The organism is Phytobacter cepae (assembly GCF_054165735.1).
Genome location: NZ_CM135107.1, coordinates 5104334 through 5128102, shown reverse-complemented (window position 1 = coordinate 5128102; position 23769 = coordinate 5104334). Strand labels below are relative to the sequence as shown.

Genomic DNA, 23769 nt, shown 5'->3' with positions numbered 1-23769 from the left:
GAGAGGATCATTGCTTGTGAATGATCGGTGATCCTGTTCAGTATAAGCTGGGATCAAAAGGGCTAGTTATACACAAGACAAAAAGTGAGCAAGGGTTGTTCATTGGATAACTACCGGTTGATCAGTGCTTTTAAGCATAGTTATCCACAACTGTTTGCGTGATCTTTAAGCGTTTTTGAGTAAATTAATCCAGGATCCCAACCAAATTTCGGCCGGATCTTCGGGAATGTCGTGTTCAAGAATGTTAATTCTGGCCATTTCACCGATCTCTTTTGCGCCGTTTGCGGTCAATACCGCTTCCAGTTTCTCTATGGCGCCACAGAAAGTGTCATATTCCCGACTGCCGATCCCGACAGCGCCAAAGCGAACCCCGGAGAGATCGGGATTTTGCTCCTGCAACTGATCGTATAAAGGCTGGATGTTGTCCGGAAGATCGCCCGCACCATGGGTTGAGCTTATCACCAGCCAGATACCTTCCTGCGGCAGGTCTTCCAACAGAGGACCATGTAGGGTTTCGGTGGTGTAACCCGCCTCTTCCAGCTTTTCAGCCAGATGTTCAGCCACGTATTCCGCGCCGCCCAGGGTGCTGCCGCTAATCAGCGTAATTTCTGCCATGAAGTCCACTCCGGTTATGAGGGGCGTATTGTACGCTGTGAATGAGCTGGGATCTACCTGTGGACAATATGGGTATTATGCGTGAATGAAAATCTCCCTGTCAGGGACGGATCGTCCGCATAATGGGGTTTTGCAGGGAGATCAATGTCTCGGTGGACTGAATTTCATCAATCGTTTGGATCTTGTTGATAAGCACCTGTTGCAGCGCATCAATTGATCGGCACATCACCTTAATAAAGATGCTGTAGTGGCCGGTGGTGTAATACGCTTCGGTTACTTCCTCCAGACTTTCCAGTCGCGCCAGCGCGGAAGGGTAATCTTTTGCACTCTTTAAAATGATGCCGATAAAGCAGCAGACGTCATAACCTAATTGTTTGGGACTGACATCAATGCGTGCGCCGGTGATGATACCCGCCTGCTTCATTTTCTCTACGCGGACGTGGATAGTGCCCGGACTGACGCCAAATTGCTTGGCCAGTTCAGCGTAGGCGGTACGCGCATTCGCCATCAGCGCCTCAAGGATGCCGCGGTCCAGATTGTCGATCTGATAATTTTCCATAGGTTTTTCTTATGTTGAATAAACAATCTTTCTATTTTAGCGGTGGATTTTAACGAATCAAAACCCATAAGGCCTTTTTTATTGATGATTATTGAATAAAGGGTATTTTTTGTTGCTTAATAACTGCAACAGACAGCAAACAGGAAGTAAAAAAATGAAATCCGCCTACATCAGCAAACAACGTCAGATTATTTTCGTGAAGTCGCACTTCTCTCGTCAGCTGGAAGAAAAACTGGGGCTTATTGAAGTGCAGGCACCCATTTTGAGCCGCGTCGGGGATGGCACTCAGGATAACCTGTCGGGGGCTGAGAAAGCGGTGCAGGTGAAAGTTAAAAACCTGCCGGATGCACAGTTTGAAGTGGTGCATTCGCTGGCCAAATGGAAACGTAAAACGCTGGGTCAACATGATTTCAGCGCGGGTGAGGGCTTGTACACGCACATGAAAGCCCTGCGCCCTGACGAAGATCGCCTGTCCCCTATTCACTCGGTTTATGTTGATCAGTGGGACTGGGAACGGGTGATGGGCGAGGGTGAACGCCACACCGGCACGCTGAAGTCGACCGTAGAAGCCATTTACGCCGGGATCAAAGCGACCGAAGCGGCTGTGAGTGAAGAGTTTGGCCTGACGGCGTTTCTGCCGGAGAAAATCCATTTCGTTCATAGCCAGGAGCTGCTGAGCCGTTTCCCGCATCTGGATGCTAAAGGTCGGGAACGTGCTATTGCCAAAGAGCTGGGTGCTGTTTTCCTGATAGGGATTGGGGGAACGCTGAGCGACGGTCAGCGCCATGACGTACGTGCGCCGGATTATGATGACTGGAGTACCCCTGGCGACAGCGGTTTGCAGGGCCTGAACGGCGATATTCTGGTGTGGAACCCGGTTCTGGAGGATGTCCTTGAACTCTCTTCAATGGGTATTCGCGTGGACGCCGAAACCCTGAAACGTCAGCTTAAACTTACTGACGATGAAGATCGTCTGCGCCTTGAGTGGCATCAGGCACTGGTGCAGGGAGAAATGCCGCAAACTATCGGGGGTGGCATCGGGCAATCACGTCTGACGATGCTTCTGCTGCAACTGCCACACATCGGCCAGGTTCAATGTGGCGTCTGGCCTGAGCAGGTACGGTCAAGCGTCGCTTCTCTTCTCTAACGCTTCCAGCGGCGCAGCAGACGGCTGCGCATCCCGGTATCAAAGCGCCAGATATGATCGAAGATGCGCATGATGCCGGGTTTCCCGTGTGCTGACATTGCAACGGCGTGAAAACGTTGCTGATGTACGGTTTGCAGCTCTTTGACTTTACTGACCACATCGTCCGGCAATCGCTGGGCGATAAAGTCGGAGATGACCACCGCATCGGCGTCATACCACTCTCCCCCCTGCATACGCTCGATAATGGCGCGAAAACAGCTCGCAATATCTGTCCCCCCACGAAAGCGCTGGCTAAGAAAACGGATTGCCTGTTCCAGCCCTTGCTGACAGGTAAGTTCATAACGCACCACTTCACTGGAAAAGAGCATGATGTAGCAACGCCGTTTATCCGCCAGGGCAACACGCATCAGGGCGAGACAAAACGCTTTTGCACACTGTTCATTGAATCCGCCCATTGATCCAGAAGTATCCACGCAGACAATAAAAGGACCGCGCGGCTGCTCGTCAAAATCCTGATGTACCACCGGCCGCTCGGTAACCCGTTCATGCCAGGCATCGCCATGCAGTCGATACGTAATCAGCTGCTTTTCCACCAGCCGGCGGTAAAACTCGTATTCCAGTTCCGTGATACCCAGTGTCGCCAGTTCTGGTGGTAACAGGCGCAGGATATCGTCGCTTTGATGAATGCCATCGACCTGTTCTGGCACCGTCGATGGCTCCCGAACCAGCATGCGAAAGGTTTCCATCGGCGCATCTTTCCGGGGAACGGATTTCGCTTCTCGTGAGCGCCCGAGCTGTTCCGCCAGCTGTTTTAACTCCGGCTGTTCCGTTAAAAAATCACCGTACTTCACGATGAGCTGATAATCGCCGCGTTTGATCTGCCCGGCGCTCATATCCCATAACCGCCCGGCGGCATTCTCGTTTTCGATCAATACCGGTTCAAGCTGGCCGCTCAGCGTCATCCGATCCTGCACCTCGCTGAGCAACTGCTCTCGCTCTTCCTCCAACAACTGCTGATTAAAGGCGGTGGTCTGCACCACCAGGCTAAGTCGCCAGCGTTGTAAAAAGAGCGTATGTAGCGCCGGGGTAAAGGTGGGGGTATCCGCCACCATGGCATGGGCCTGGGCAGCAAAGGGAGAGCGGAGCTTATCCAGTAATGCCAGGACTTGCGGAAGCTGGCTGATGAGCTGCGACGTTGAGAGTAGCTGGCATTGCTGATAGGACAAAACTTCTTCAGTCAGTTCCGGCGGAACCTGGGCCTCTTTCAGGCGACTTCTGAGCGCATCACGCCAGCGGGGAATATCCTCTGTTATGGCGTGACGAAGACGCGGAAATTTTTCAAAAAAGATGGCCAACTGTGGAGAGGCGAGTAAGGCGACGATCAACTCTTCGATGATCGTCTCTTCACCAATGGTCAGTATTGCATTGAGCGCATCCAGCGTTAGCATTGACGCGCCTGTTGAATCTGCGCACGCACATCCTGCAGGCTGGCTTCAATACGCCCTAACCAGTCGGCCGGAATAAACAGGCATTTTTGCAGTTCGCTGAACCGGGTATGTTGCTGGTGCCAGAGCGTATCCAGCGCTTCCAGTTGCTGCGTCACCTCTTCAGGTACGTTTGCGCTTGTACTGCCTGGCAGGGCAAGACGCGATCCTTGCAAACTGACATCGCGGATCAGCACGTTCAGGCCACCGTCCACATCCAGGTTAAGCACCTGAGCAAAGCCAATTCCGTTCAACTTGCCGCGGATCTCCCCCCCTTTTGCCAGCCATTGCGCCAGCGCTGCACGTTCGATAGTCACGTGAATGACCTGCATATCATGAAGCTTAAGGGGCTGCTGAAGCAGCAGCGTCAGCGTGGTGTCCTGTATATCTTCCGGTAAGTCATAGTGCGGCCGGCGGCTGAACATTCCCCCCTGGCGGGAGACTTTTAGCGCCGTTTTATCGCTTTGTTGTTGTTGAATCTGAATTCGGCGTTGCTCAATGGTCGCCAGTTGCGTCAGCATGGTTTGCTGCTGCCAGGCGTGCCCGGTCATCAATATTTCCAGCTGATTTTTCAGTAATTGCATGCTCTGCGCGTCATACCACAGGCAATCTTTCAACAGGATAAGATCGATTGGCGCGACCGCATCACGCCCGCTGAAAAAGGCACTGGCCTGCAACAGATGAAGGGCTTTTTTCCAGCGACGATCCGAAACATAAGGCGCATTGGGCAGGCTATCAAGCTGCTGGCGGAGCTGATAGATCAACTCGAAAACGACGTCAGGCAGCTTCACCTGCGCAATGTCCTGCTGCCACTGCGTGTACTCTTCATCGCTAATCTGCAAATCGGAAGGTACGGGATTATCATTTTCATCCTGCTGGCTTATCAGCATGGAACGGAAATTTCCCTTCTCCTGCACTTTATCGAGCCACAGGCGAATTAGCATGCGGTCATAAAGCGCTTCAAGGCTGCTGTCCGCTTCGGGCAGTTCGTTGGATGCCGCCACCAGTAAGCGCATGGGGATCTTTTCTTCACTGGCGCCGTTACGAAAACGGCGTTCATTAATGGCGGTGAGCAGGGTATTCAGAATCGCCGGTCCCGCTTTCCAGATTTCATCAAGAAAGACAATTTCCGCTTCCGGTAAATAACCCCGGGTTAAACGTTCATAGCGGCCTTCATCTTTCAGTGCCTGAATAGACAGAGGGCCAAAGACCTCTTCGGGGGTGGAAAAACGGGTCATCAGGTATTCAAACGCACGGGCATGTTTGAACGCATATTTCAGTCGGCGGGCGATAAGGCTTTTGGCAATCCCCGGCGGACCCAGCAAAAAAACGCTTTCGCCGCAGAGTGCGGCAAGCAGACACAGGCGAATAGCGTGGCTACGCTCAAAAAGACCTTTTTCCAGCGCGCTACTGAGACGGGAAATTCTTTCTGCTAATAAATGGGAGTGAGCCATAATTGATTTGCATCCTTTCGCCGCGATTCCGGCTTGCCTGTGCGAGTATAGCCATTTAGATAAAGGCTTGTAATAGACTGAACAATGGCATCATTTTCATTGCGCCAGAATAATGTGGTCGCATTTAGGGGTACGATTTAGCAAATAATCGTGCATACTGTGCGCTTTTTGTGGGCCAAGGGACTAAGCACACATTTGTCATTCAAACAAAAGATTAGTCTATGAGCACTGATAATAAGCAATCATTGCCCGCGATAACACTCGCGGCTATTGGGGTTGTCTACGGTGATATCGGCACCAGCCCGCTTTATACTCTTCGTGAATGTCTGTCAGGTCAGTTTGGTTTTGGTGTTGAGCGCGATGCCGTCTTTGGTTTCCTGTCGCTGATTTTCTGGCTATTGATACTTGTTGTTTCTATAAAATATCTCACCTTCGTGATGCGTGCTGATAACGCCGGAGAAGGCGGGATTTTAACGCTGATGTCTCTTGCCGGGCGAAATACGTCGGCGCGGATGACCTCGGTTCTGGTGATCATGGGGCTTATTGGCGGTAGCTTCTTCTATGGGGAAGTGGTGATAACCCCTGCCATTTCGGTGATGTCAGCCATTGAAGGTCTGGAAATCGTCGCCCCTTCCCTGGAAACCTGGACCGTTCCTCTTTCTATTGTGGTACTGACGCTGCTGTTTGTGATTCAGAAGCACGGAACGGGGCTTGTTGGGAAACTCTTTGCGCCTATCATGCTCGCTTGGTTTTTGATTCTGGCCATGCTGGGGGCGCGCGGGATTATCTCTAATCCTGAAGTGCTTCAGGCGCTTAATCCTGCCTGGGCTGTCCATTTCTTCCTTGAATACAAAACGGTGTCGTTTGTGGCGCTCGGGGCGGTTGTGCTCTCTATTACGGGCGTTGAAGCGCTGTATGCCGATATGGGGCACTTCGGTAAACTGCCGATCCGCGTGGCCTGGTTCCTGGTGGTACTGCCGTCGCTGGTGCTCAACTACTTCGGGCAAGGGGCGCTGCTGCTGAAAACGCCGGAAGCCATCAAAAACCCCTTCTTCCTGCTGGCTCCCGACTGGGCGCTGATCCCGATGCTGATTATTGCCACCCTGGCAACGGTCATCGCATCGCAGGCGGTCATCTCAGGCGTCTTTTCGCTGACGCGTCAGGCGGTACGCCTGGGGTATCTGTCACCGATGCGCATTATCCACACCTCGGAGATGGAGTCCGGTCAGATCTACATTCCGTTTGTTAACTGGCTGCTCTATTTTGCCGTCGTGATCGTTATTGTCAGCTTTGAACACTCCAGTAACCTGGCGGCCGCTTACGGTATCGCGGTGACCGGCACCATGGTGCTGACGTCCATTCTCTCCATGACGGTGGCGCGCAAAAACTGGCACTGGAACAGGCTGTTCGTGGGGCTGCTGTTGACGGGCTTCTTGTGCATTGATATTCCGCTGTTCTCAGCGAACCTCGATAAGCTCCTGTCAGGGGGCTGGCTGCCGCTGAGTCTGGGCCTCGTGATGTTCGTTATCATGACGACCTGGAAGAGTGAACGTTTCCGCCTGCTGCGCCGTATGCATGAGCACGGGAACTCTCTGGAAGCGATGATTGCATCACTGGAAAAATCACCACCGGTACGTGTACCGGGCACTGCGGTGTATATGTCTCGTGCACTGAACGTGATCCCGTTTGCCATGATGCACAACCTCAAGCACAACAAGGTGCTGCACGAGCGCGTCATTCTACTAACGCTGCGTACGGAAGATGCGCCTTATGTCCACAACGTGCGCCGTGTGCAAATAGAACAACTCTCCCCGACGTTCTGGCGGGTGGTGGCGAGCTATGGCTGGCGTGAAACGCCAAACGTCGAAGAGGTTTTCCACCGTTGTGGTCTTGAAGGATTAAGCTGTCGCATGATGGAGACCTCGTTCTTTATGTCTCATGAATCGCTGATCGTGGGTAAACGCCCGTGGTATTTGCGCCTGCGCGGTAAGCTTTATCTTCTCCTCCAGCGTAATGCATTGCGTGCGCCAGATCAGTTTGAAATTCCGCCTAACCGGGTCATCGAACTCGGTACCCAGGTCGAAATATAACGGCCCTTTAAAACCCCTCTTTCTGAGGGGTTTTTGCTATTTATCCCCCGCAATTTTGCTTAAGAAAGCAAAGAAATGTTTCCCTGATGCAACACGAGCGAAACGTTTCGATTTCGATCACACTTCTGTAACCCCACGGTGGTTTTCTGAACTTTCTCAGGTTTACACTGAGTCTAGCGAAACGTTTCGCTAATGGAGCATAAAATGAAAAAAGGTCCTGTTCTCAACTCAGAAATCTCGGCGGTCATCTCTCGTCTTGGGCATACCGATACGCTGGTGGTATGCGATGCAGGCTTGCCTGTGCCGCAGAGTACTCAGCGCATTGATATGGCTCTCACTCAGGGCGTACCCGGCTTTATGCAGGTGCTGGAGGTGGTCACCGCAGAAATGCAGGTTGAGGCAGCTATCATTGCGTCGGAAATTGAGGAACAGAATCCGCAGCTCCACGAAACGTTGCTCAAGCATATTGAGCAGCTGCAACAACACCAGGGCAATACCATAAATGTTCGTTATGTGACCCACGAACAATTCAAAAAACAGACCGCGGACAGTCAGGCGGTTATTCGCAGCGGGGAGTGTTCCCCGTATGCGAATATCATTCTCTGTGCTGGCGTCACCTTCTGAGGCCGGTATGGACGCATTACTGCAACTTAAGGGAATCGACAAAGCATTCCCGGGGGTAAAAGCCCTCTCCGGTGCGGCGCTGAATGTTTACGCTGGCCGCGTTATGGCGCTGGTCGGCGAGAACGGCGCGGGCAAATCCACCATGATGAAAGTCCTGACCGGTATCTATCAGCGTGATGCCGGTTCGCTGCTGTGGCTGGGGAAAGAGACAACCTTTACGGGGCCGAAATCCTCCCAGGAAGCGGGCATTGGGATTATCCACCAGGAACTTAACCTGATCCCGCAACTGACCATCGCGGAAAACATTTTCCTCGGTCGTGAGTTTGTCGGTCGTTTTGGCAAAATTGACTGGAAAACAATGTATGCCGAAGCGGACAAACTGCTGGCGAAACTGAATTTGCGTTTCAAAAGCGACAAGCTGGTGGGCGAACTTTCCATCGGCGATCAGCAAATGGTCGAAATCGCCAAAGTGCTGAGCTATGAGTCACAAGTCATTGTGATGGACGAACCGACAGATGCCCTGACCGATACCGAAACAGCGTCGTTGTTCCGTGTTATTCGCGAATTGAAAGCGCAGGGGCGCGGCATCGTTTACATCTCCCACCGTATGAAAGAGATCTTTGAGATTTGCGATGATGTGACCGTGTTCCGCGATGGGCAGTTTATCGCCGAGCGCGAAGTCGCATCGCTTACTGAAGACTCGCTGATTGAAATGATGGTCGGCCGCAAGCTTGAGGATCAATATCCGCGTCTCGATAAAGTACCCGGTGATATCCGTCTGAAAGTCGACAACCTTTGTGGACCGGGGGTGAACGACGTCTCCTTCACGCTGCGTAAAGGTGAAATTTTGGGTGTGGCGGGCCTGATGGGCGCCGGACGCACTGAACTGATGAAAGTGCTGTATGGCGCGATGCCGCGCACCAGTGGTTATGTCACCCTGGACGGGCATGAAGTGATTACCCGTACACCGCAGGATGGGCTGGCGAACGGTATCGTCTATATCTCAGAAGACCGTAAGCGCGATGGCTTAGTGCTCGGTATGTCGGTTAAAGAGAACATGTCGCTGACGGCACTGGGTTATTTCAGCCGAACCGGCGGTAATCTCAAACACAAAGATGAACAGCAGGCGGTGAGCGATTTCATTCGCCTGTTTAATGTCAAAACCCCGTCTATGGAGCAGGCCATCGGTTTGCTTTCCGGTGGTAATCAACAAAAGGTGGCCATTGCGCGCGGTTTAATGACGCGTCCGAAGGTGCTTATTCTTGATGAACCCACCCGTGGCGTGGACGTTGGGGCGAAAAAAGAGATTTATCAGCTTATCAACCAGTTCAAGGCCGACGGGCTGAGCATCATTCTGGTGTCATCGGAAATGCCGGAAGTGCTGGGCATGAGCGATCGCATCATCGTGATGCACGAAGGGCATCTCGGCGGTGAATTCACGCGCGAGCAGGCCACTCAGGAAGTATTGATGGCTGCCGCAGTGGGCAAGCTTAATCGTGTGAATCAGGAGTAAAAAAGATGACTACCCAGGCTGTATCTGGTCGCCGCTATTTCACCAAAGCGTGGTTGATGGAACAAAAATCACTGATCGCTTTACTGGTGCTGATTGCCATTGTATCGACCCTGAGCCCGAACTTTTTTACCGTCAATAATCTGCTGAATATTCTGCAACAGACCTCGGTCAACGCCATTATGGCGGTCGGCATGACGCTGGTTATTTTGACTTCCGGGATCGACCTGTCCGTCGGTTCCTTACTGGCACTGACCGGTGCGGTCGCCGCGTCGCTTGTTGGTATGGAAGTGAATGCGCTGGTGGCTGTCGCCGCCGCCCTGGCGTTGGGTGCGGCCATCGGTGCGGTGACGGGGGTTATTGTGGCCAAAGGGCGCGTTCAGGCCTTTATCGCGACATTGGTCATGATGCTGTTACTGCGTGGTGTAACGCTGGTGTATACCAACGGAAGCCCCATGAATACCGGCTTTACTGACAATGCTGATGTCTTTGGTTGGTTTGGTATCGGTCGCCCGTTTGGGGTTCCGACGCCAATATGGATTATGGCGGTGGTCTTTATCGCCACCTGGTATCTGCTGCATCACACGCGTCTTGGGCGCTATATTTATGCGCTGGGGGGTAACGAAGCGGCAACGCGCCTGTCAGGTATCAGCGTCGATAAAGTTAAAGTTATTGTCTACTCCTTGTGCGGCTTGCTGGCTTCACTGGCCGGTATTATCGAAGTAGCGCGTCTTTCCTCCGCGCAGCCCGTTGCAGGAACAGGTTATGAGCTGGACGCTATCGCCGCTGTTGTATTGGGTGGTACCAGTCTGGCGGGAGGTAAAGGTCGCATCGTGGGAACATTGATCGGTGCGCTTATCCTTGGCTTCCTGAGTAATGGACTGAACTTATTAGGCATTTCTTCCTATTACCAGATGATCGTTAAAGCAGTGGTGATTCTGCTCGCGGTGCTGGTAGACAACAAAAAGCAGTAATTACCTACACAGGACATCATGAATATGAACATGAAAAAGCTGGCTCTTTTGGTTTCTGCTGTTGCACTGAGCGCCACCGTAAGCGCAAATGCGATGGCAAAGGATACGATTGCTCTGGTTGTTTCCACCCTGAATAACCCGTTCTTCGTTAGCCTGAAAGACGGTGCGCAGAAAGAAGCAGACAAACTGGGCTATGACCTGGTGGTGCTGGACTCGCAGAATAATCCGGCAAAAGAGCTGGCTAACGTTCAGGATTTGACCGTACGTGGTACTAAACTGCTGCTGATTAACCCTACCGATTCTGATGCGGTCGGTAACGCCGTGAAGATGGCTAACCAGGCGAAAATCCCGGTAATCACCCTTGATCGCGCAGCGGCACAAGGCGAAGTGGTCAGCCATATCGCTTCTGATAACGTACTGGGCGGCAAAATCGCAGGCGACTACATTGCCAAGAAAGCCGGTGAAGGCGCGAAGGTTATCGAACTGCAGGGCATTGCAGGGACTTCAGCGGCGCGTGAACGTGGCGAAGGTTTCCAGCAAGCCGTTGCGGCGCATAAATTCAATGTCCTGGCCAGTCAGCCAGCTGACTTTGACCGCACCAAGGGGCTGAACGTCATGCAGAACCTGCTGACCGCGCATCCGGACGTGCAGGCCGTGTTTGCTCAGAACGACGAAATGGCACTGGGCGCTATGCGTGCGCTGCAAACGGCGGGCAAATCCGATGTCATGGTGGTGGGTTTTGACGGTACACCGGATGGCGTAAAAGCGGTTAACGACGGCAAACTGGCGGCTACAATCGCACAGTTACCTGAGCAAATTGGCGCGAAAGGCGTTGAAACCGCTGATAAAGTGCTGAAAGGCGAAAAAGTACACGTTAAGATCCCGGTCGACCTGAAGCTGGTTATCAAGCAGTAAGCCGGGTTCAGACGCTCCCTTTGGGAGTCAGTCTTGAGGATAACCTCAAAAAGCAGGGCATGCGCCACGCGTTCGCGGGTGGCGCACTTTAATGGACAAGCTCATCATGAAAACCAGTGGCAAACTCGTTGTTCTTGGCAGCATTAATGCCGATCACATTCTCAACCTTGAATCCTTCCCGACCCCTGGGGAAACCGTCACCGGTAGTCAGTATCAGGTTGCCTTCGGTGGTAAAGGTGCAAACCAGGCCGTTGCGGCGGGCCGCAGTGGCGCAGATATTGCCTTTATTGCCTGCACGGGTGATGACGACACCGGAGAGCGTGTTCGCCAGCAGCTGAGCAGTGACAATATTGATGTCGCTCCGGTCAGCGTCATTACGGGGGAATCGACAGGCGTTGCGCTGATTTTCGTTAACGGCGAAGGTGAGAATGTCATCGGTATTCATGCAGGTGCAAACGCGGCGCTCTCCGTAGCGCGTGTTGAAGCACAACGCGAGTTAATCCGTCAGGCTTCCGCATTGCTGATGCAACTGGAGTCACCCGTTGAGAGCGTGCTGGCAGCAGCCCGTATCGCGCATGAAAACAATACTATTGTGGCGCTGAATCCCGCGCCTGCCCGTGAACTGTCAGATGAGCTGTTGGCGCTGGTAGATATCATTACGCCAAATGAGACTGAAGCAGAAAAACTGACAGGTATTCGGGTAAACAGTGACGAAGACGCCTCAAATGCGGCGCAAGTACTACATACTAAAGGTATTGAGACTGTCATCATTACCCTCGGCAGTCGTGGTGTCTGGGCGAGTGTAAAAGGTGAAGGTCGCCGTATCCCGGGATTCAAAGTGAAAGCGATTGATACCATCGCGGCAGGCGACACCTTTAACGGCGCACTGATGACGGCATTACTCGAAAAGCATGCGCTTGATGATGCCATTCGATTTGCTCATGCGGCCGCAGCGATCGCTGTGACCCGTAAAGGCGCGCAACCGTCAGTGCCATGGCGCAACGAAATCGATGATTTTCTCAGTCAGCAGGGGTGACGATTGGCTACGATGAAGGATGTGGCCCGCGTGGCGGGTGTATCTACCTCGACCGTTTCACATGTCATCAATAACGATCGTTTTGTCAGTGATGCCATTCGTGAGAAGGTGGAGTCCGCCATCAAGGCGCTGAATTATGCGCCTTCTGCACTGGCCCGAAGCCTGAAAATCAATCAGACCCGCACCATCGGGATGTTGATCACTGCGAGTACTAACCCTTTCTATTCTGAGTTGGTCAGAGGGGTGGAACGTAGCTGTTTTGAGCGTGGGTACAGCCTCGTGCTGTGCAACACCGAAGGCGATGAGCAGCGGATGAACCGCAACCTGGAAACGCTGATGCAAAAGCGTGTCGATGGTCTTCTGCTTTTATGTACCGAAACGCATCAACCTTCCCAGGAAATTCTCCAGCGTTATCCCTCTGTCCCCACCGTGATGATGGACTGGGCGCCGTTTGATGGCGACAGTGACCTGATTCAGGATAACTCATTGCTGGGCGGTGACATGGCGACGCAATATCTTATCCAGAAAGGGTATACGCATATCGCCTGTATCACCGGGCCGCTGGATAAAACGCCCGCTCGTCTGCGACTTGAAGGGTACCGCGCAGCGATGGCCAACGCCGGGCTGACCGTCCACGAAGGGGATGAAATCATCGGCGATTTTGAGTTTGCTGGTGGGCTTGAAGCCATGCAAACCTTGCTGGCGAGGGATGTCCGCCCGCAGGCGGTGTTTATTGGTAACGATGCGATGGCGTTCGGTGCCTATCAGGCGCTGTATCAGGCCGGGCTCCACGTTCCCCAGGATATCGCTATTGTTGGCTATGATGATATTGAGCTGGCGCGCTACATGACACCGCCTCTGACCACGGTCCATCAACCGAAAGATGAGCTCGGTGAACTGGCCATCGATGTGTTAATCCATCGAATTGCCGATCCCACTCAACAGCAGCAGCGTTTGCAACTTACGCCAGTGCTGATGGAGCGCGGATCGGCTTAGCAATCAATGTTTTTCTTTTATCAGGTTACGGCCATCTTTGGGTCGTAACAGCATAAAGGTAAAAGCGGAGATCAGCGTGATAACGCCCATGGTAATAAAGGTATAGTGGAACTGCTCCACGGTATTATTGTTCTCAAACCCTTCATAAAACCGCAGCACTGCCGCACTGACTGCAACACCCAGACTGATTGAGAGCTGTTGAGTGACGGCCAGCACGCTGTTGCCGCTGCTGGCGTTCTCATCAGTCAGATCCGCAAGGGTAATCGTGTTCATCGCAGTAAACTGCGTCGACATCGCCATTCCCAGAATGAACAGCGGCAATATCAGCAGCCAGACCTCCATTGACGGCGACTGGAGAGAGAACTGGGCGATCATCACGCCAATAAACAGCGTTATGCCGACCAGCGTCTTGCGATAACCGAGGCGGCGGAGTACCTGCGTAACGAGTGATTTTGCCAGAATGGAGCCCATCGCCGTCGGGGCCATCATGCATCCGGCAATCAACGCGGAGTAACCGAATCCAACCTGCAGCATTAGCGGCATCAAAAAGGGTACACATCCGGTTCCCAGCCGTGAGGCGATATTCCCGGCAATCCCCACCGAAAAGGTCCGTGTCTTAAAGAGATGAAGAGAAATGAGCGGCGTGGGGTGACGACGTGCGTGACGTATATAAAGAAGGAACAACACAATCCCGCTGAGGATCACGCTGCAAGCCAGCCAGCTTGCCACGATTTTCTCGCCAAAAAGCTCCATGCCGCAGGAAAACAGCACCAGGCTCAGACCGAACAGGAAGAAACCGCCGGTATCAAAGCGTTTACGGGGCGTAGTAAAGTTGGGCATGTATTTGCGTGCATACAGCAGGCCGGCAAGGCCAATCGGGATATTAATCAGGAATATCCAGTGCCAGGTGGCCCAGGTCACCATTACGCCGCCCAGCACCGGGCCGAGTATTGGCCCTACCAGACCCGGCATGGTCACAAAGTTGAGTACGGGAAGCAGTTCGCTGCGCGGGTAGGCTCGAAGCAGTGCCAGGCGGGCAACGGGCATCATCATGGCACCGCCAATTCCCTGGAGCACGCGGAACAGTACCAGTGAGGTTAGTGAGGTTGAGAGGGCGCAGGCCAGTGAGCCAAGGGTAAATAAGCTGACGGCTAACATAAAGACGCGACGGGTGCCGAACCTGTCAGCCAGCCAGCCGCTGGCCGGAATCAACATAGCGACGGTTAACGTATAGCTAATGATGGCGGACTGCATCGCAAGGGGGGAACGGTTGAGACTCTCGGCAATAGCCGGTAGTGCGGTGTTTAATATGGTGGCATCCAGTGCCTGCATAAAGAAAGCCATTGCTGCAATCCATGGCAATCCGGCCATGCTGCGGTGTTTTTTCTCTGTCATGCGGGATCCTGTTATTTTGCCGCAGGCGCGTTAGGGGTATTCAATAAAATCTGACAAGCCTGGAAGGCTCCCTCTCCATCACTCTCCTGAATAGCATCAACAATCGCCTGATGAAGGTCGAGCTTAATCACCTGATCCTGCGTTATCGATGTGAAATAGGTGTGATAGACCGAATGGAACAGTGCAGCAAAAGAAGTAAGGAAAGGATTGGCGCTCATAGCATAGATGTGTTCGTGCCAGGCCATGTCCACTTCAATCCAGCGTTCGCGATTGAAATGCTTCTTCAGGCAGACCATCTCCTCCATTAATGTATTCAGGTACGCTTTCTGCTCAGCTTCACCTAAGATGGCGGCCAGGCGGCAAGCCTGTGGCTCAAGACTACTGCGCATAATAAGGAAGTGCTGAATGACTTCCTGAAAATTACCCTCATGCATCCACCACGACAGTAACTCCTTATCCAGGAAGTTCCAGTTCTCCCTCGGCATAACGCGAGTACCAATCCGCGGACGCGGAAGAACCATACCCTTTGCTGTTAATGTCTTTACTGCTTCCCTGACCGCAGTCCGGCTTACACCGAACTGTTCTCCTAATTCTATTTCACCTGGCAGGATGCTCCCGGGAACATATTCACCTTTGAGGATTTGCTGAGCGAGTTTTTCTGCCAGCACCCAGGAAAGGTTCTTTTGTGCCGCAAGCTGTTGTGCATTTAAAGACATTGATGAGTTCCTGGTTTTTACTTATTCACTTATTAGTATGCCATCCGGTATATCGATGTGGTGGTAAATACAGCAAATTAGCGCTGTTATGCTCTATTTTTCCCCGTCTTGTTGAAAAAAGAGACGGTTGAAAAGTTTTTTGTATTTTTGACTTGTCAGCCCGAAATAAATCCCTATACTGCGCCTCCACTGACACGGAACAACGGCACACACGCCGCCGGGTCAGCGGGGTTCTCCTGAGAATTCCGGCAGAGAAAAGCGAAAATAAACGCTTGACTCTGAAAGAGGAAAGCGTAATATACGCCACCTCGCAACGGTGAGCGAAAGCCGCGTTGCACTGCTCTTTAACAATTTATCAGACAATCTGTGTGGGCACTCAAAGTGACATGGATTCTTAATGTCTTCGGACAATAAATGAATACCAAGTCTCAAAGAGTGAACACGTAATTCATTACGAAGTTTAATTCTACGAGCATCAAACTTAAATTGAAGAGTTTGATCATGGCTCAGATTGAACGCTGGCGGCAGGCCTAACACATGCAAGTCGAACGGTAGCACAGAGGAGCTTGCTCCTTGGGTGACGAGTGGCGGACGGGTGAGTAATGTCTGGGAAACTGCCTGATGGAGGGGGATAACTACTGGAAACGGTAGCTAATACCGCATAACGTCGCAAGACCAAAGAGGGGGACCTTCGGGCCTCTTGCCATCAGATGTGCCCAGATGGGATTAGCTAGTAGGTGGGGTAACGGCTCACCTAGGCGACGATCCCTAGCTGGTCTGAGAGGATGACCAGCCACACTGGAACTGAGACACGGTCCAGACTCCTACGGGAGGCAGCAGTGGGGAATATTGCACAATGGGCGCAAGCCTGATGCAGCCATGCCGCGTGTATGAAGAAGGCCTTCGGGTTGTAAAGTACTTTCAGCGGGGAGGAAGGCGATACGGTTAATAACCGTGTCGATTGACGTTACCCGCAGAAGAAGCACCGGCTAACTCCGTGCCAGCAGCCGCGGTAATACGGAGGGTGCAAGCGTTAATCGGAATTACTGGGCGTAAAGCGCACGCAGGCGGTCTGTCAAGTCGGATGTGAAATCCCCGGGCTCAACCTGGGAACTGCATTCGAAACTGGCAGGCTTGAGTCTTGTAGAGGGGGGTAGAATTCCAGGTGTAGCGGTGAAATGCGTAGAGATCTGGAGGAATACCGGTGGCGAAGGCGGCCCCCTGGACAAAGACTGACGCTCAGGTGCGAAAGCGTGGGGAGCAAACAGGATTAGATACCCTGGTAGTCCACGCTGTAAACGATGTCGACTTGGAGGTTGTTCCCTTGAGGAGTGGCTTCCGGAGCTAACGCGTTAAGTCGACCGCCTGGGGAGTACGGCCGCAAGGTTAAAACTCAAATGAATTGACGGGGGCCCGCACAAGCGGTGGAGCATGTGGTTTAATTCGATGCAACGCGAAGAACCTTACCTACTCTTGACATCCAGAGAACTTAGCAGAGATGCTTTGGTGCCTTCGGGAACTCTGAGACAGGTGCTGCATGGCTGTCGTCAGCTCGTGTTGTGAAATGTTGGGTTAAGTCCCGCAACGAGCGCAACCCTTATCCTTTGTTGCCAGCGGTCCGGCCGGGAACTCAAAGGAGACTGCCAGTGATAAACTGGAGGAAGGTGGGGATGACGTCAAGTCATCATGGCCCTTACGAGTAGGGCTACACACGTGCTACAATGGCATATACAAAGAGAAGCGACCTCGCGAGAGCAAGCGGACCTCATAAAGTATGTCGTAGTCCGGATCGGAGTCTGCAACTCGACTCCGTGAAGTCGGAATCGCTAGTAATCGTGGATCAGAATGCCACGGTGAATACGTTCCCGGGCCTTGTACACACCGCCCGTCACACCATGGGAGTGGGTTGCAAAAGAAGTAGGTAGCTTAACCTTCGGGAGGGCGCTTACCACTTTGTGATTCATGACTGGGGTGAAGTCGTAACAAGGTAACCGTAGGGGAACCTGCGGTTGGATCACCTCCTTACCTTAAAGAACCTGCCTTTGTAGTGCTCACACAGATTGTCTGATGAAAAGTAAACAGCAAGGCGTCTTGCGATTGAGACTTCAGTGTCCCCTTCGTCTAGAGGCCCAGGACACCGCCCTTTCACGGCGGTAACAGGGGTTCGAATCCCCTAGGGGACGCCACTTGCTGGTTTGTGAGTGAAAGTCGCCGACCCCCGTATCTCAAAACTGACTTGCGAGTCATGTTTGAGATATTTGCTCTTTAAAAATCTGGATCAAGCTGAAAATTGAAACGACACATCGTGTCTGTTCTCCGTAATAAGAACAGAATGACGGTGTGTTCGAGTCTCTCAAATTTTCACGACACTGACGGTGTTTTACGAAACATCTTCGGGTTGTGAGGTTAAGCGACTAAGCGTACACGGTGGATGCCCTGGCAGTCAGAGGCGATGAAGGGCGTGCTAATCTGCGATAAGCGTCGGCGAGGTGATATGAACCTTTGACCCGGCGATACCCGAATGGGGAAACCCAGTGTGTTTCGACACACTATCATGTCATGAATACATAGTGGCATGAGGCGAACCGGGGGAACTGAAACATCTAAGTACCCCGAGGAAAAGAAATCAACCGAGATTCCCCCAGTAGCGGCGAGCGAACGGGGAGGAGCCCAGAGTCTGAATCAGCATGTGTGTTAATGGAAGCGTCTGGAAAGTCGCACGATACAGGGTGAAAGTCCCGTACATGAAAGTGCATATGTTGTGAACTCGAAGAGTAGGGCGGGACACGTGGTATCCTGTCTGAATATGGGGGGACCATCCTCCAAGGCTAAATACTCCTGACTGACCGATAGTGAACCAGTACCGTGAGGGAAAGGCGAAAAGAACCCCGGCGAGGGGAGTGAAAAAGAACCTGAAACCGTGTACGTACAAGCAGTGGGAGCACCTTCGTGGTGTGACTGCGTACCTTTTGTATAATGGGTCAGCGACTTATATTCTGTAGCAAGGTTAACCGTATAGGGGAGCCGCAGGGAAACCGAGTCTTAACTGGGCGTTAAGTTGCAGGGTATAGACCCGAAACCCGGTGATCTAGCCATGGGCAGGTTGAAGGTTGGGTAACACTAACTGGAGGACCGAACCGACTAATGTTGAAAAATTAGCGGATGACCTGTGGCTGGGGGTGAAAGGCCAATCAAACCGGGAGATAGCTGGTTCTCCCCGAAAGCTATTTAGGTAGCGCCTCGTGAATTCATCTTCGGGGGTAGAGCACTGTTTCGGCTAGGGGGTCATCCCGACTTACCAACCCGATGCAAACTACGAATACCGAAGAATGTTATCACGGGAGACACACGGCGGGTGCTAACGTCCGTCGTGAAGAGGGAAACAACCCAGACCGCCAGCTAAGGTCCCAAAGTCATGGTTAAGTGGGAAACGATGTGGGAAGGCACAGACAGCCAGGATGTTGGCTTAGAAGCAGCCATCATTTAAAGAAAGCGTAATAGCTCACTGGTCGAGTCGGCCTGCGCGGAAGATGTAACGGGGCTAAACCATGCACCGAAGCTGCGGCAGCGACGCTTATGCGTTGTTGGGTAGGGGAGCGTTCTGTAAGCCGTTGAAGGTGACCTGTGAGGGTTGCTGGAGGTATCAGAAGTGCGAATGCTGACATAAGTAACGATAAAGCGGGTGAAAAGCCCGCTCGCCGGAAGACCAAGGGTTCCTGTCCAACGTTAATCGGGGCAGGGTGAGTCGACCCCTAAGGCGAGGCCGAAAGGCGTAGTCGATGGGAAACAGGTTAATATTCCTGTACTTGGTGTTACTGCGAAGGGGGGACGGAGAAGGCTATGTTAGCCGGGCGACGGTTGTCCCGGTTTAAGCATGTAGGCGGAGGTTCCAGGTAAATCCGGTACCTTTTTAACGCTGAGGTGTGATGACGAGGCACTACGGTGCTGAAGTAACAAATGCCCTGCTTCCAGGAAAAGCCTCTAAGCATCAGGTAACACAAAATCGTACCCCAAACCGACACAGGTGGTCAGGTAGAGAATACCAAGGCGCTTGAGAGAACTCGGGTGAAGGAACTAGGCAAAATGGTGCCGTAACTTCGGGAGAAGGCACGCTGATGGTAGGTGAAGCGACTTGCTCGTGGAGCTGAACTCAGTCGAAGATACCAGCTGGCTGCAACTGTTTATTAAAAACACAGCACTGTGCAAACACGAAAGTGGACGTATACGGTGTGACGCCTGCCCGGTGCCGGAAGGTTAATTGATGGGGTTATCCGTAAGGAGAAGCTCTTGATCGAAGCCCCGGTAAACGGCGGCCGTAACTATAACGGTCCTAAGGTAGCGAAATTCCTTGTCGGGTAAGTTCCGACCTGCACGAATGGCGTAATGATGGCCAGGCTGTCTCCACCCGAGACTCAGTGAAATTGAACTCGCTGTGAAGATGCAGTGTACCCGCGGCAAGACGGAAAGACCCCGTGAACCTTTACTATAGCTTGACACTGAACATTGAGCCTTGATGTGTAGGATAGGTGGGAGGCTTTGAAGCGTGGACGCCAGTCTGCGTGGAGCCAACCTTGAAATACCACCCTTTAATGTTTGATGTTCTAACGTAGACCCGTGATCCGGGTTGCGGACAGTGTCTGGTGGGTAGTTTGACTGGGGCGGTCTCCTCCTAAAGTGTAACGGAGGAGCACGAAGGTTAGCTAATCCTGGTCGGACATCAGGAGGTTAGTGCAATGGCATAAGCTAGCTTGACTGCGAGAGTGACGGCTCGAGCAGGTGCGAAAGCAGGTCATAGTGATCCGGTGGTTCTGAATGGAAGGGCCATCGCTCAACGGATAAAAGGTACTCCGGGGATAACAGGCTGATACCGCCCAAGAGTTCATATCGACGGCGGTGTTTGGCACCTCGATGTCGGCTCATCACATCCTGGGGCTGAAGTAGGTCCCAAGGGTACGGCTGTTCGCCGTTTAAAGTGGTACGCGAGCTGGGTTTAGAACGTCGTGAGACAGTTCGGTCCCTATCTGCCGTGGGCGCTGGAGAATTGAGGGGGGCTGCTCCTAGTACGAGAGGACCGGAGTGGACGCATCACTGGTGTTCGGGTTGTCATGCCAATGGCATTGCCCGGTAGCTAAATGCGGAAAAGATAAGTGCTGAAAGCATCTAAGCACGAAACTTGCCCCGAGATGAGTTCTCCCTGACCCTTTAAGGGTCCTGAAGGAACGTTGAAGACGACGACGTTGATAGGTCGGGTGTGTAAGCGTAGCGATACGTTGAGCTAACCGATACTAATGAACCGTGAGGCTTAACCTTACAACGCCGAAGGTGTTTTGGCGTGATTTGAGAGATTTTCAGCTTAGATTCAGAGTCCGAAGGATTTTGCGCTGAGACAAGGCGGCAAACGCAGTGACGGAAGGAGCATACTGAGGTATGTGACTGACGTTCACAAGAGCAGCCAACGCAGTATCAGCACAAAAGCCACAGGACAGAGCACAAAGAATTTGCCTGGCGGCACTAGCGCGGTGGTCCCACCTGACCCCATGCCGAACTCAGAAGTGAAACGCCGTAGCGCCGATGGTAGTGTGGGGTCTCCCCATGCGAGAGTAGGGAACTGCCAGGCATCAAACAAGTGAAGAGCCCATCCTGACGGATGGGCTTTTTGCGTTTTATTGCTTTAATGCGCGGTAAAAACCACCATCAGGTGGCATTTTTCGTTCACCGTTCACCGTTCACCGTTCAACTTCTGCTGCTCTAACCACCGCATAATTAACGCCACGATCTGTGCAATACCGTTTATATCTAAATTTGGTACATCCAGAACAAGTGGAATGTCACTGGCAACAGCAATAACGTGCTCATCCAGCACGAGCTCATGTGCTTCATGCCCGCAGCCATGGCGAAATAACACTATTTTTGGAACCGCTTCGTGTTTGAAACCTTCCACTAGCACCAGATCCAGCGTTGATGCATCCATCCTGCTGACCAAATAGTGTAAATCCAGCTCGGGTTCTTCCGGTGTTTCTGTCATTAACGCCCAACGCTGCGTACTGGCAACAAGCGTTTGCGCTGCGCCAGCTTTGCGTAATTCGTAACTGTCCTTGCCCGGCTTATCAATATCCATATCATGATGAGTATGTTTGATAAGACCTGGTCTGACGCCTTTTGCACAAAGTGCCGGTATCAGTGCCTTTAATAAGGTTGTTTTTCCCGTACCGCTCCAGGCGGCAATTGCCAGTAATGGAATCACGCTTTTTCTTCCCAACGCGCTAAATCCTCCGGCGTATTTACATTAATAAAAGCGTTCTGTGTATCGCTGAAATCAACAGAACATCCACCCAAACTCCTCAGAAACACCATCACTCTACGCTCACCGCGTTCAATGTAGTGCTGCAGTTCAGGCACGATCTTTCGGTGAAGTAAGGCTATTGTTGGATGATCGCGCTCACCATCATGGACCCATACGGCTGATGTGGACTCACTGACCGAACTTAAACGTTTCGCGAGGTTGTGGGGAATAAAAGGGGTGTCGCATGGCGAAAAAAGATACCATTCGCTGTCAATGTGTTGCATCACAGAAAGCATTCCGGCCAACGGACCTGGATAATCGGCAATGCTATCCTGAATGACAGGTAATCCACTTGCCCGATAAATCTCCAGATTGCGATTTGCACTGACAATCAGTTTATCTACCTGCGGCCGCAATGCATGGGCGACATACTGCCATAAAGGTTTACCGTTCAACTCAAGCAAACCTTTATCTTGCCCACCCATGCGTGAGGCTTTGCCTCCTGCCAGGATCACGCCTGTTACCGTACCCATTTCACTCACCCTTATCGCCTCTTTTATTGTGGGATTGACCCTGCTAACGTGTCTGTACCAAGAGTAAGGAGCACGACCATGAAATGTAAACGCCTGAACGAAGTTATCGAACTCCTCCAGCCAGCATGGCAGAAAGAGCCAGAATTAAACCTTATTCAATTCTTGCAGAAACTGGCGAAAGAATCAGGTTACGACGGCGAACTGAGTGATTTAAGTGACGACATCCTGATCTACCATCTGAAAATGCGTGATTCGCAGAAGGATGCGGTGATTCCTGGCATCAAGAAAGATTATGAGGAGGACTTCAAAACCGCGTTACTTCGCGCCCGCGGCGTAATTAAAGAGTAAAAGCTTGTAAGAGGAGCCACCGAAAGCGCAGTGAGATGATATCCTGAATCATTCGTTTTCATTTGCGGATAATGGGATGAACCATAACGCTTTTACTTTCCAGACTCTCCATCCAGACACCATTATGGATGCGCTTTTTGAACTGGGAATTCGGGTCGACTCAGGCCTGACACCACTCAATAGCTATGAAAATCGCGTCTATCAGTTCCAGGATGAAGATCGTCGTCGCTACGTGGTGAAATTTTATCGTCCCGAAAGATGGACTGCCGATCAAATACAGGAAGAGCACCAGTTTGCCGAGGAACTTCTGCAAGATGAAGTTCCCGTTGCATCCCCCCTTTCCTTTAAACATCAAACGCTGTTAACCCATCAAGGTTTTTACTACGCCGTCTTCCCCAGCGTCGGTGGCCGCCAGTTTGAGCCTGATAATCTCGATCAAATGGAGTGGGTGGGGCGTTATCTGGGACGCATGCACCAGACAGGGCGCAAAGCATGCTTCGCGCATCGTCCTGATATGGGCGTTAAAGAATATCTGATCGAACCCCGGCAGGTGTTTGAAAAGACCACGCTTATACCTTCTGCGTTAAAGCCTGCTTTCCTGAGCGCCGCGGATACGCTGATCGATGCGGTAATGGCGCAGTGGCATAACCGATTTACACGTCTACGTTTGCATGGTGATTGTCATGCCGGAAATATACTCTGGCGTGATGGACCCCTATTTGTTGACCTTGACGATGCCCGTAATGGCCCTGCCGTGCAGGATTTGTGGATGCTGTTACATGGCGATAAAGCCGAGCAGCGAATGCAACTTGAGACCATTATTGAAGCCTATGAAGAGTTCTGTGAGTTCGATACGGCTGAACTAAGTCTTATTGAACCCTTGCGTGCCATGCGTCAGGTTTATTATCTGGCATGGATAATCCGTCGGTGGGAAGATCCTGCTTTTCCGAAAAACTTCCCATGGTTAACTGGGGAAGATTACTGGCGCGAACAAACCTCAACCTTTCTCTGGCAAGTGAAGGCGCTACAAGAACCGCCTTTGCAATTAACGCCATTTTATTAATGTGACACATCCTGGAGAGTATTAACC

General features: G+C 52.1%; 17 protein-coding genes, 1 tRNA gene, 3 rRNA genes and 1 pseudogene. 14 read left to right on the top strand and 8 right to left on the bottom strand.

Features of this window, described 5'->3' with window-relative positions; translation table 11 throughout:
- Positions 1–165: 165 nt before the first annotated feature.
- A complete protein-coding gene (gene mioC / locus ACUY4Q_RS24025) occupies positions 166–615 on the bottom strand; it encodes an FMN-binding protein MioC (protein WP_458045102.1) in 450 nt (149 codons plus the stop codon).
- Positions 616–715: 100 nt separating this feature from the next.
- Positions 716–1174: a transcriptional regulator AsnC gene (gene asnC / locus ACUY4Q_RS24020; RefSeq protein ID WP_041689565.1), complete on the bottom strand. Its 459-nt coding sequence runs from the start codon at positions 1172–1174 to the stop codon at positions 716–718.
- A 154-nt stretch (positions 1175–1328) separates the two neighbouring features.
- Here asnC and asnA point away from each other — a divergent pair, with 154 nt between their 5' ends.
- Entirely contained in the window at positions 1329–2321 is a 993-nt protein-coding gene (gene asnA, locus ACUY4Q_RS24015; protein WP_458045101.1) for an aspartate--ammonia ligase, read from the top strand.
- On the opposite strand, the gene viaA is transcribed toward asnA, so the two are convergent.
- Both viaA and ravA read right to left on the bottom strand, forming a co-directional pair.
- The gene (gene viaA / locus ACUY4Q_RS24010) at positions 2318–3769 is read right to left on the bottom strand and encodes an ATPase RavA stimulator ViaA (RefSeq protein ID WP_458045100.1); all 1452 of its coding nucleotides are present in this window, start codon (positions 3767–3769) and stop codon (positions 2318–2320) included. The genes asnA and viaA overlap by 4 nt on opposite strands.
- The gene (gene ravA / locus ACUY4Q_RS24005) at positions 3763–5259 is read right to left on the bottom strand and encodes an ATPase RavA (RefSeq protein WP_458045099.1); all 1497 of its coding nucleotides are present in this window, start codon (positions 5257–5259) and stop codon (positions 3763–3765) included. The genes viaA and ravA overlap by 7 nt, the downstream gene beginning before the upstream one ends.
- A 221-nt stretch (positions 5260–5480) precedes the next feature.
- Between ravA and kup the strand changes: the two genes are divergently transcribed.
- The 7 genes from kup (at position 5481) to rbsR (ending at position 13404) form a co-directional block, all read left to right on the top strand.
- Positions 5481–7349 (top strand): low affinity potassium transporter Kup, encoded by a 1869-nt coding sequence (gene kup, locus ACUY4Q_RS24000; protein WP_458045098.1) that lies wholly within the window; start codon positions 5481–5483, stop codon positions 7347–7349.
- Between the two features lie 204 nt (positions 7350–7553).
- Positions 7554–7973 carry a D-ribose pyranase gene (gene rbsD, locus ACUY4Q_RS23995; protein WP_458045097.1) on the top strand — a complete coding sequence of 140 codons (420 nt, stop codon included), beginning with the start codon at positions 7554–7556 and terminating at the stop codon, positions 7971–7973.
- Positions 7974–7980: 7 nt separating this feature from the next.
- Complete coding sequence (rbsA, locus tag ACUY4Q_RS23990; RefSeq protein ID WP_458047436.1) at positions 7981–9486, top strand: ribose ABC transporter ATP-binding protein RbsA; 1506 nt, start codon at positions 7981–7983, stop codon at positions 9484–9486.
- Between the two features lie 5 nt (positions 9487–9491).
- Positions 9492–10457, top strand: a complete 966-nt coding sequence (rbsC, locus tag ACUY4Q_RS23985; protein ID WP_458045096.1) for a ribose ABC transporter permease — start codon at positions 9492–9494, stop codon at positions 10455–10457.
- Between the two features lie 24 nt (positions 10458–10481).
- Positions 10482–11372 carry a ribose ABC transporter substrate-binding protein RbsB gene (rbsB, locus tag ACUY4Q_RS23980; RefSeq protein ID WP_458045095.1) on the top strand — a complete coding sequence of 297 codons (891 nt, stop codon included), beginning with the start codon at positions 10482–10484 and terminating at the stop codon, positions 11370–11372.
- Between the two features lie 106 nt (positions 11373–11478).
- The gene (gene rbsK, locus ACUY4Q_RS23975; protein ID WP_458047435.1) at positions 11479–12408 is read left to right on the top strand and encodes a ribokinase; all 930 of its coding nucleotides are present in this window, start codon (positions 11479–11481) and stop codon (positions 12406–12408) included.
- 3 nt (positions 12409–12411) lie between these two features.
- Complete coding sequence (rbsR, locus tag ACUY4Q_RS23970) at positions 12412–13404, top strand: ribose operon transcriptional repressor RbsR (protein WP_458045094.1); 993 nt, start codon at positions 12412–12414, stop codon at positions 13402–13404.
- Here rbsR and mdtD read toward each other — a convergent pair.
- A pseudogene (mdtD, locus tag ACUY4Q_RS23965) lies at positions 13370–14799 on the bottom strand (multidrug transporter subunit MdtD). The gene rbsR and the pseudogene mdtD overlap by 35 nt on opposite strands.
- 11 nt (positions 14800–14810) lie before the next feature.
- Positions 14811–15515, bottom strand: coding sequence for a FadR/GntR family transcriptional regulator (locus tag ACUY4Q_RS23960; protein WP_458045093.1), 705 nt, complete (start codon positions 15513–15515; stop codon positions 14811–14813).
- Between the two features lie 483 nt (positions 15516–15998).
- Here ACUY4Q_RS23960 and ACUY4Q_RS23955 point away from each other — a divergent pair.
- The 4 genes from ACUY4Q_RS23955 (at position 15999) to rrf (ending at position 21132) form a co-directional block, all read left to right on the top strand.
- A 16S ribosomal RNA gene (locus ACUY4Q_RS23955) occupies positions 15999–17540 on the top strand.
- Between the two features lie 85 nt (positions 17541–17625).
- Positions 17626–17701: transfer RNA gene (locus tag ACUY4Q_RS23950), tRNA-Glu, on the top strand.
- Positions 17702–17919: 218 nt separating this feature from the next.
- Positions 17920–20825 (top strand): 23S ribosomal RNA (locus ACUY4Q_RS23945).
- Between the two features lie 191 nt (positions 20826–21016).
- A 5S ribosomal RNA gene (rrf, locus tag ACUY4Q_RS23940) occupies positions 21017–21132 on the top strand.
- Together the 16S, 23S and 5S rRNA genes with 1 tRNA gene alongside form the textbook arrangement of a ribosomal RNA operon.
- 102 nt (positions 21133–21234) lie before the next feature.
- On the opposite strand, the gene mobB is transcribed toward rrf, so the two are convergent.
- Positions 21235–21759: a molybdopterin-guanine dinucleotide biosynthesis protein MobB gene (mobB, locus tag ACUY4Q_RS23935; RefSeq protein WP_458045092.1), complete on the bottom strand. Its 525-nt coding sequence runs from the start codon at positions 21757–21759 to the stop codon at positions 21235–21237.
- Entirely contained in the window at positions 21756–22331 is a 576-nt protein-coding gene (mobA, locus tag ACUY4Q_RS23930; RefSeq protein WP_458045091.1) for a molybdenum cofactor guanylyltransferase MobA, read from the bottom strand. The genes mobB and mobA overlap by 4 nt, the downstream gene beginning before the upstream one ends.
- A 78-nt stretch (positions 22332–22409) precedes the next feature.
- Here mobA and ACUY4Q_RS23925 point away from each other — a divergent pair, with 78 nt between their 5' ends.
- Together ACUY4Q_RS23925 and ACUY4Q_RS23920 are read left to right on the top strand one after the other, a co-directional pair.
- Positions 22410–22679: a YihD family protein gene (locus ACUY4Q_RS23925; RefSeq protein WP_458045090.1), complete on the top strand. Its 270-nt coding sequence runs from the start codon at positions 22410–22412 to the stop codon at positions 22677–22679.
- A 76-nt stretch (positions 22680–22755) separates the two neighbouring features.
- On the top strand, positions 22756–23742 hold the full coding sequence (locus ACUY4Q_RS23920; RefSeq protein WP_458045089.1) for a serine/threonine protein kinase: 987 nt from the start codon (positions 22756–22758) through the stop codon (positions 23740–23742).
- Positions 23743–23769 lie beyond the last annotated feature (27 nt).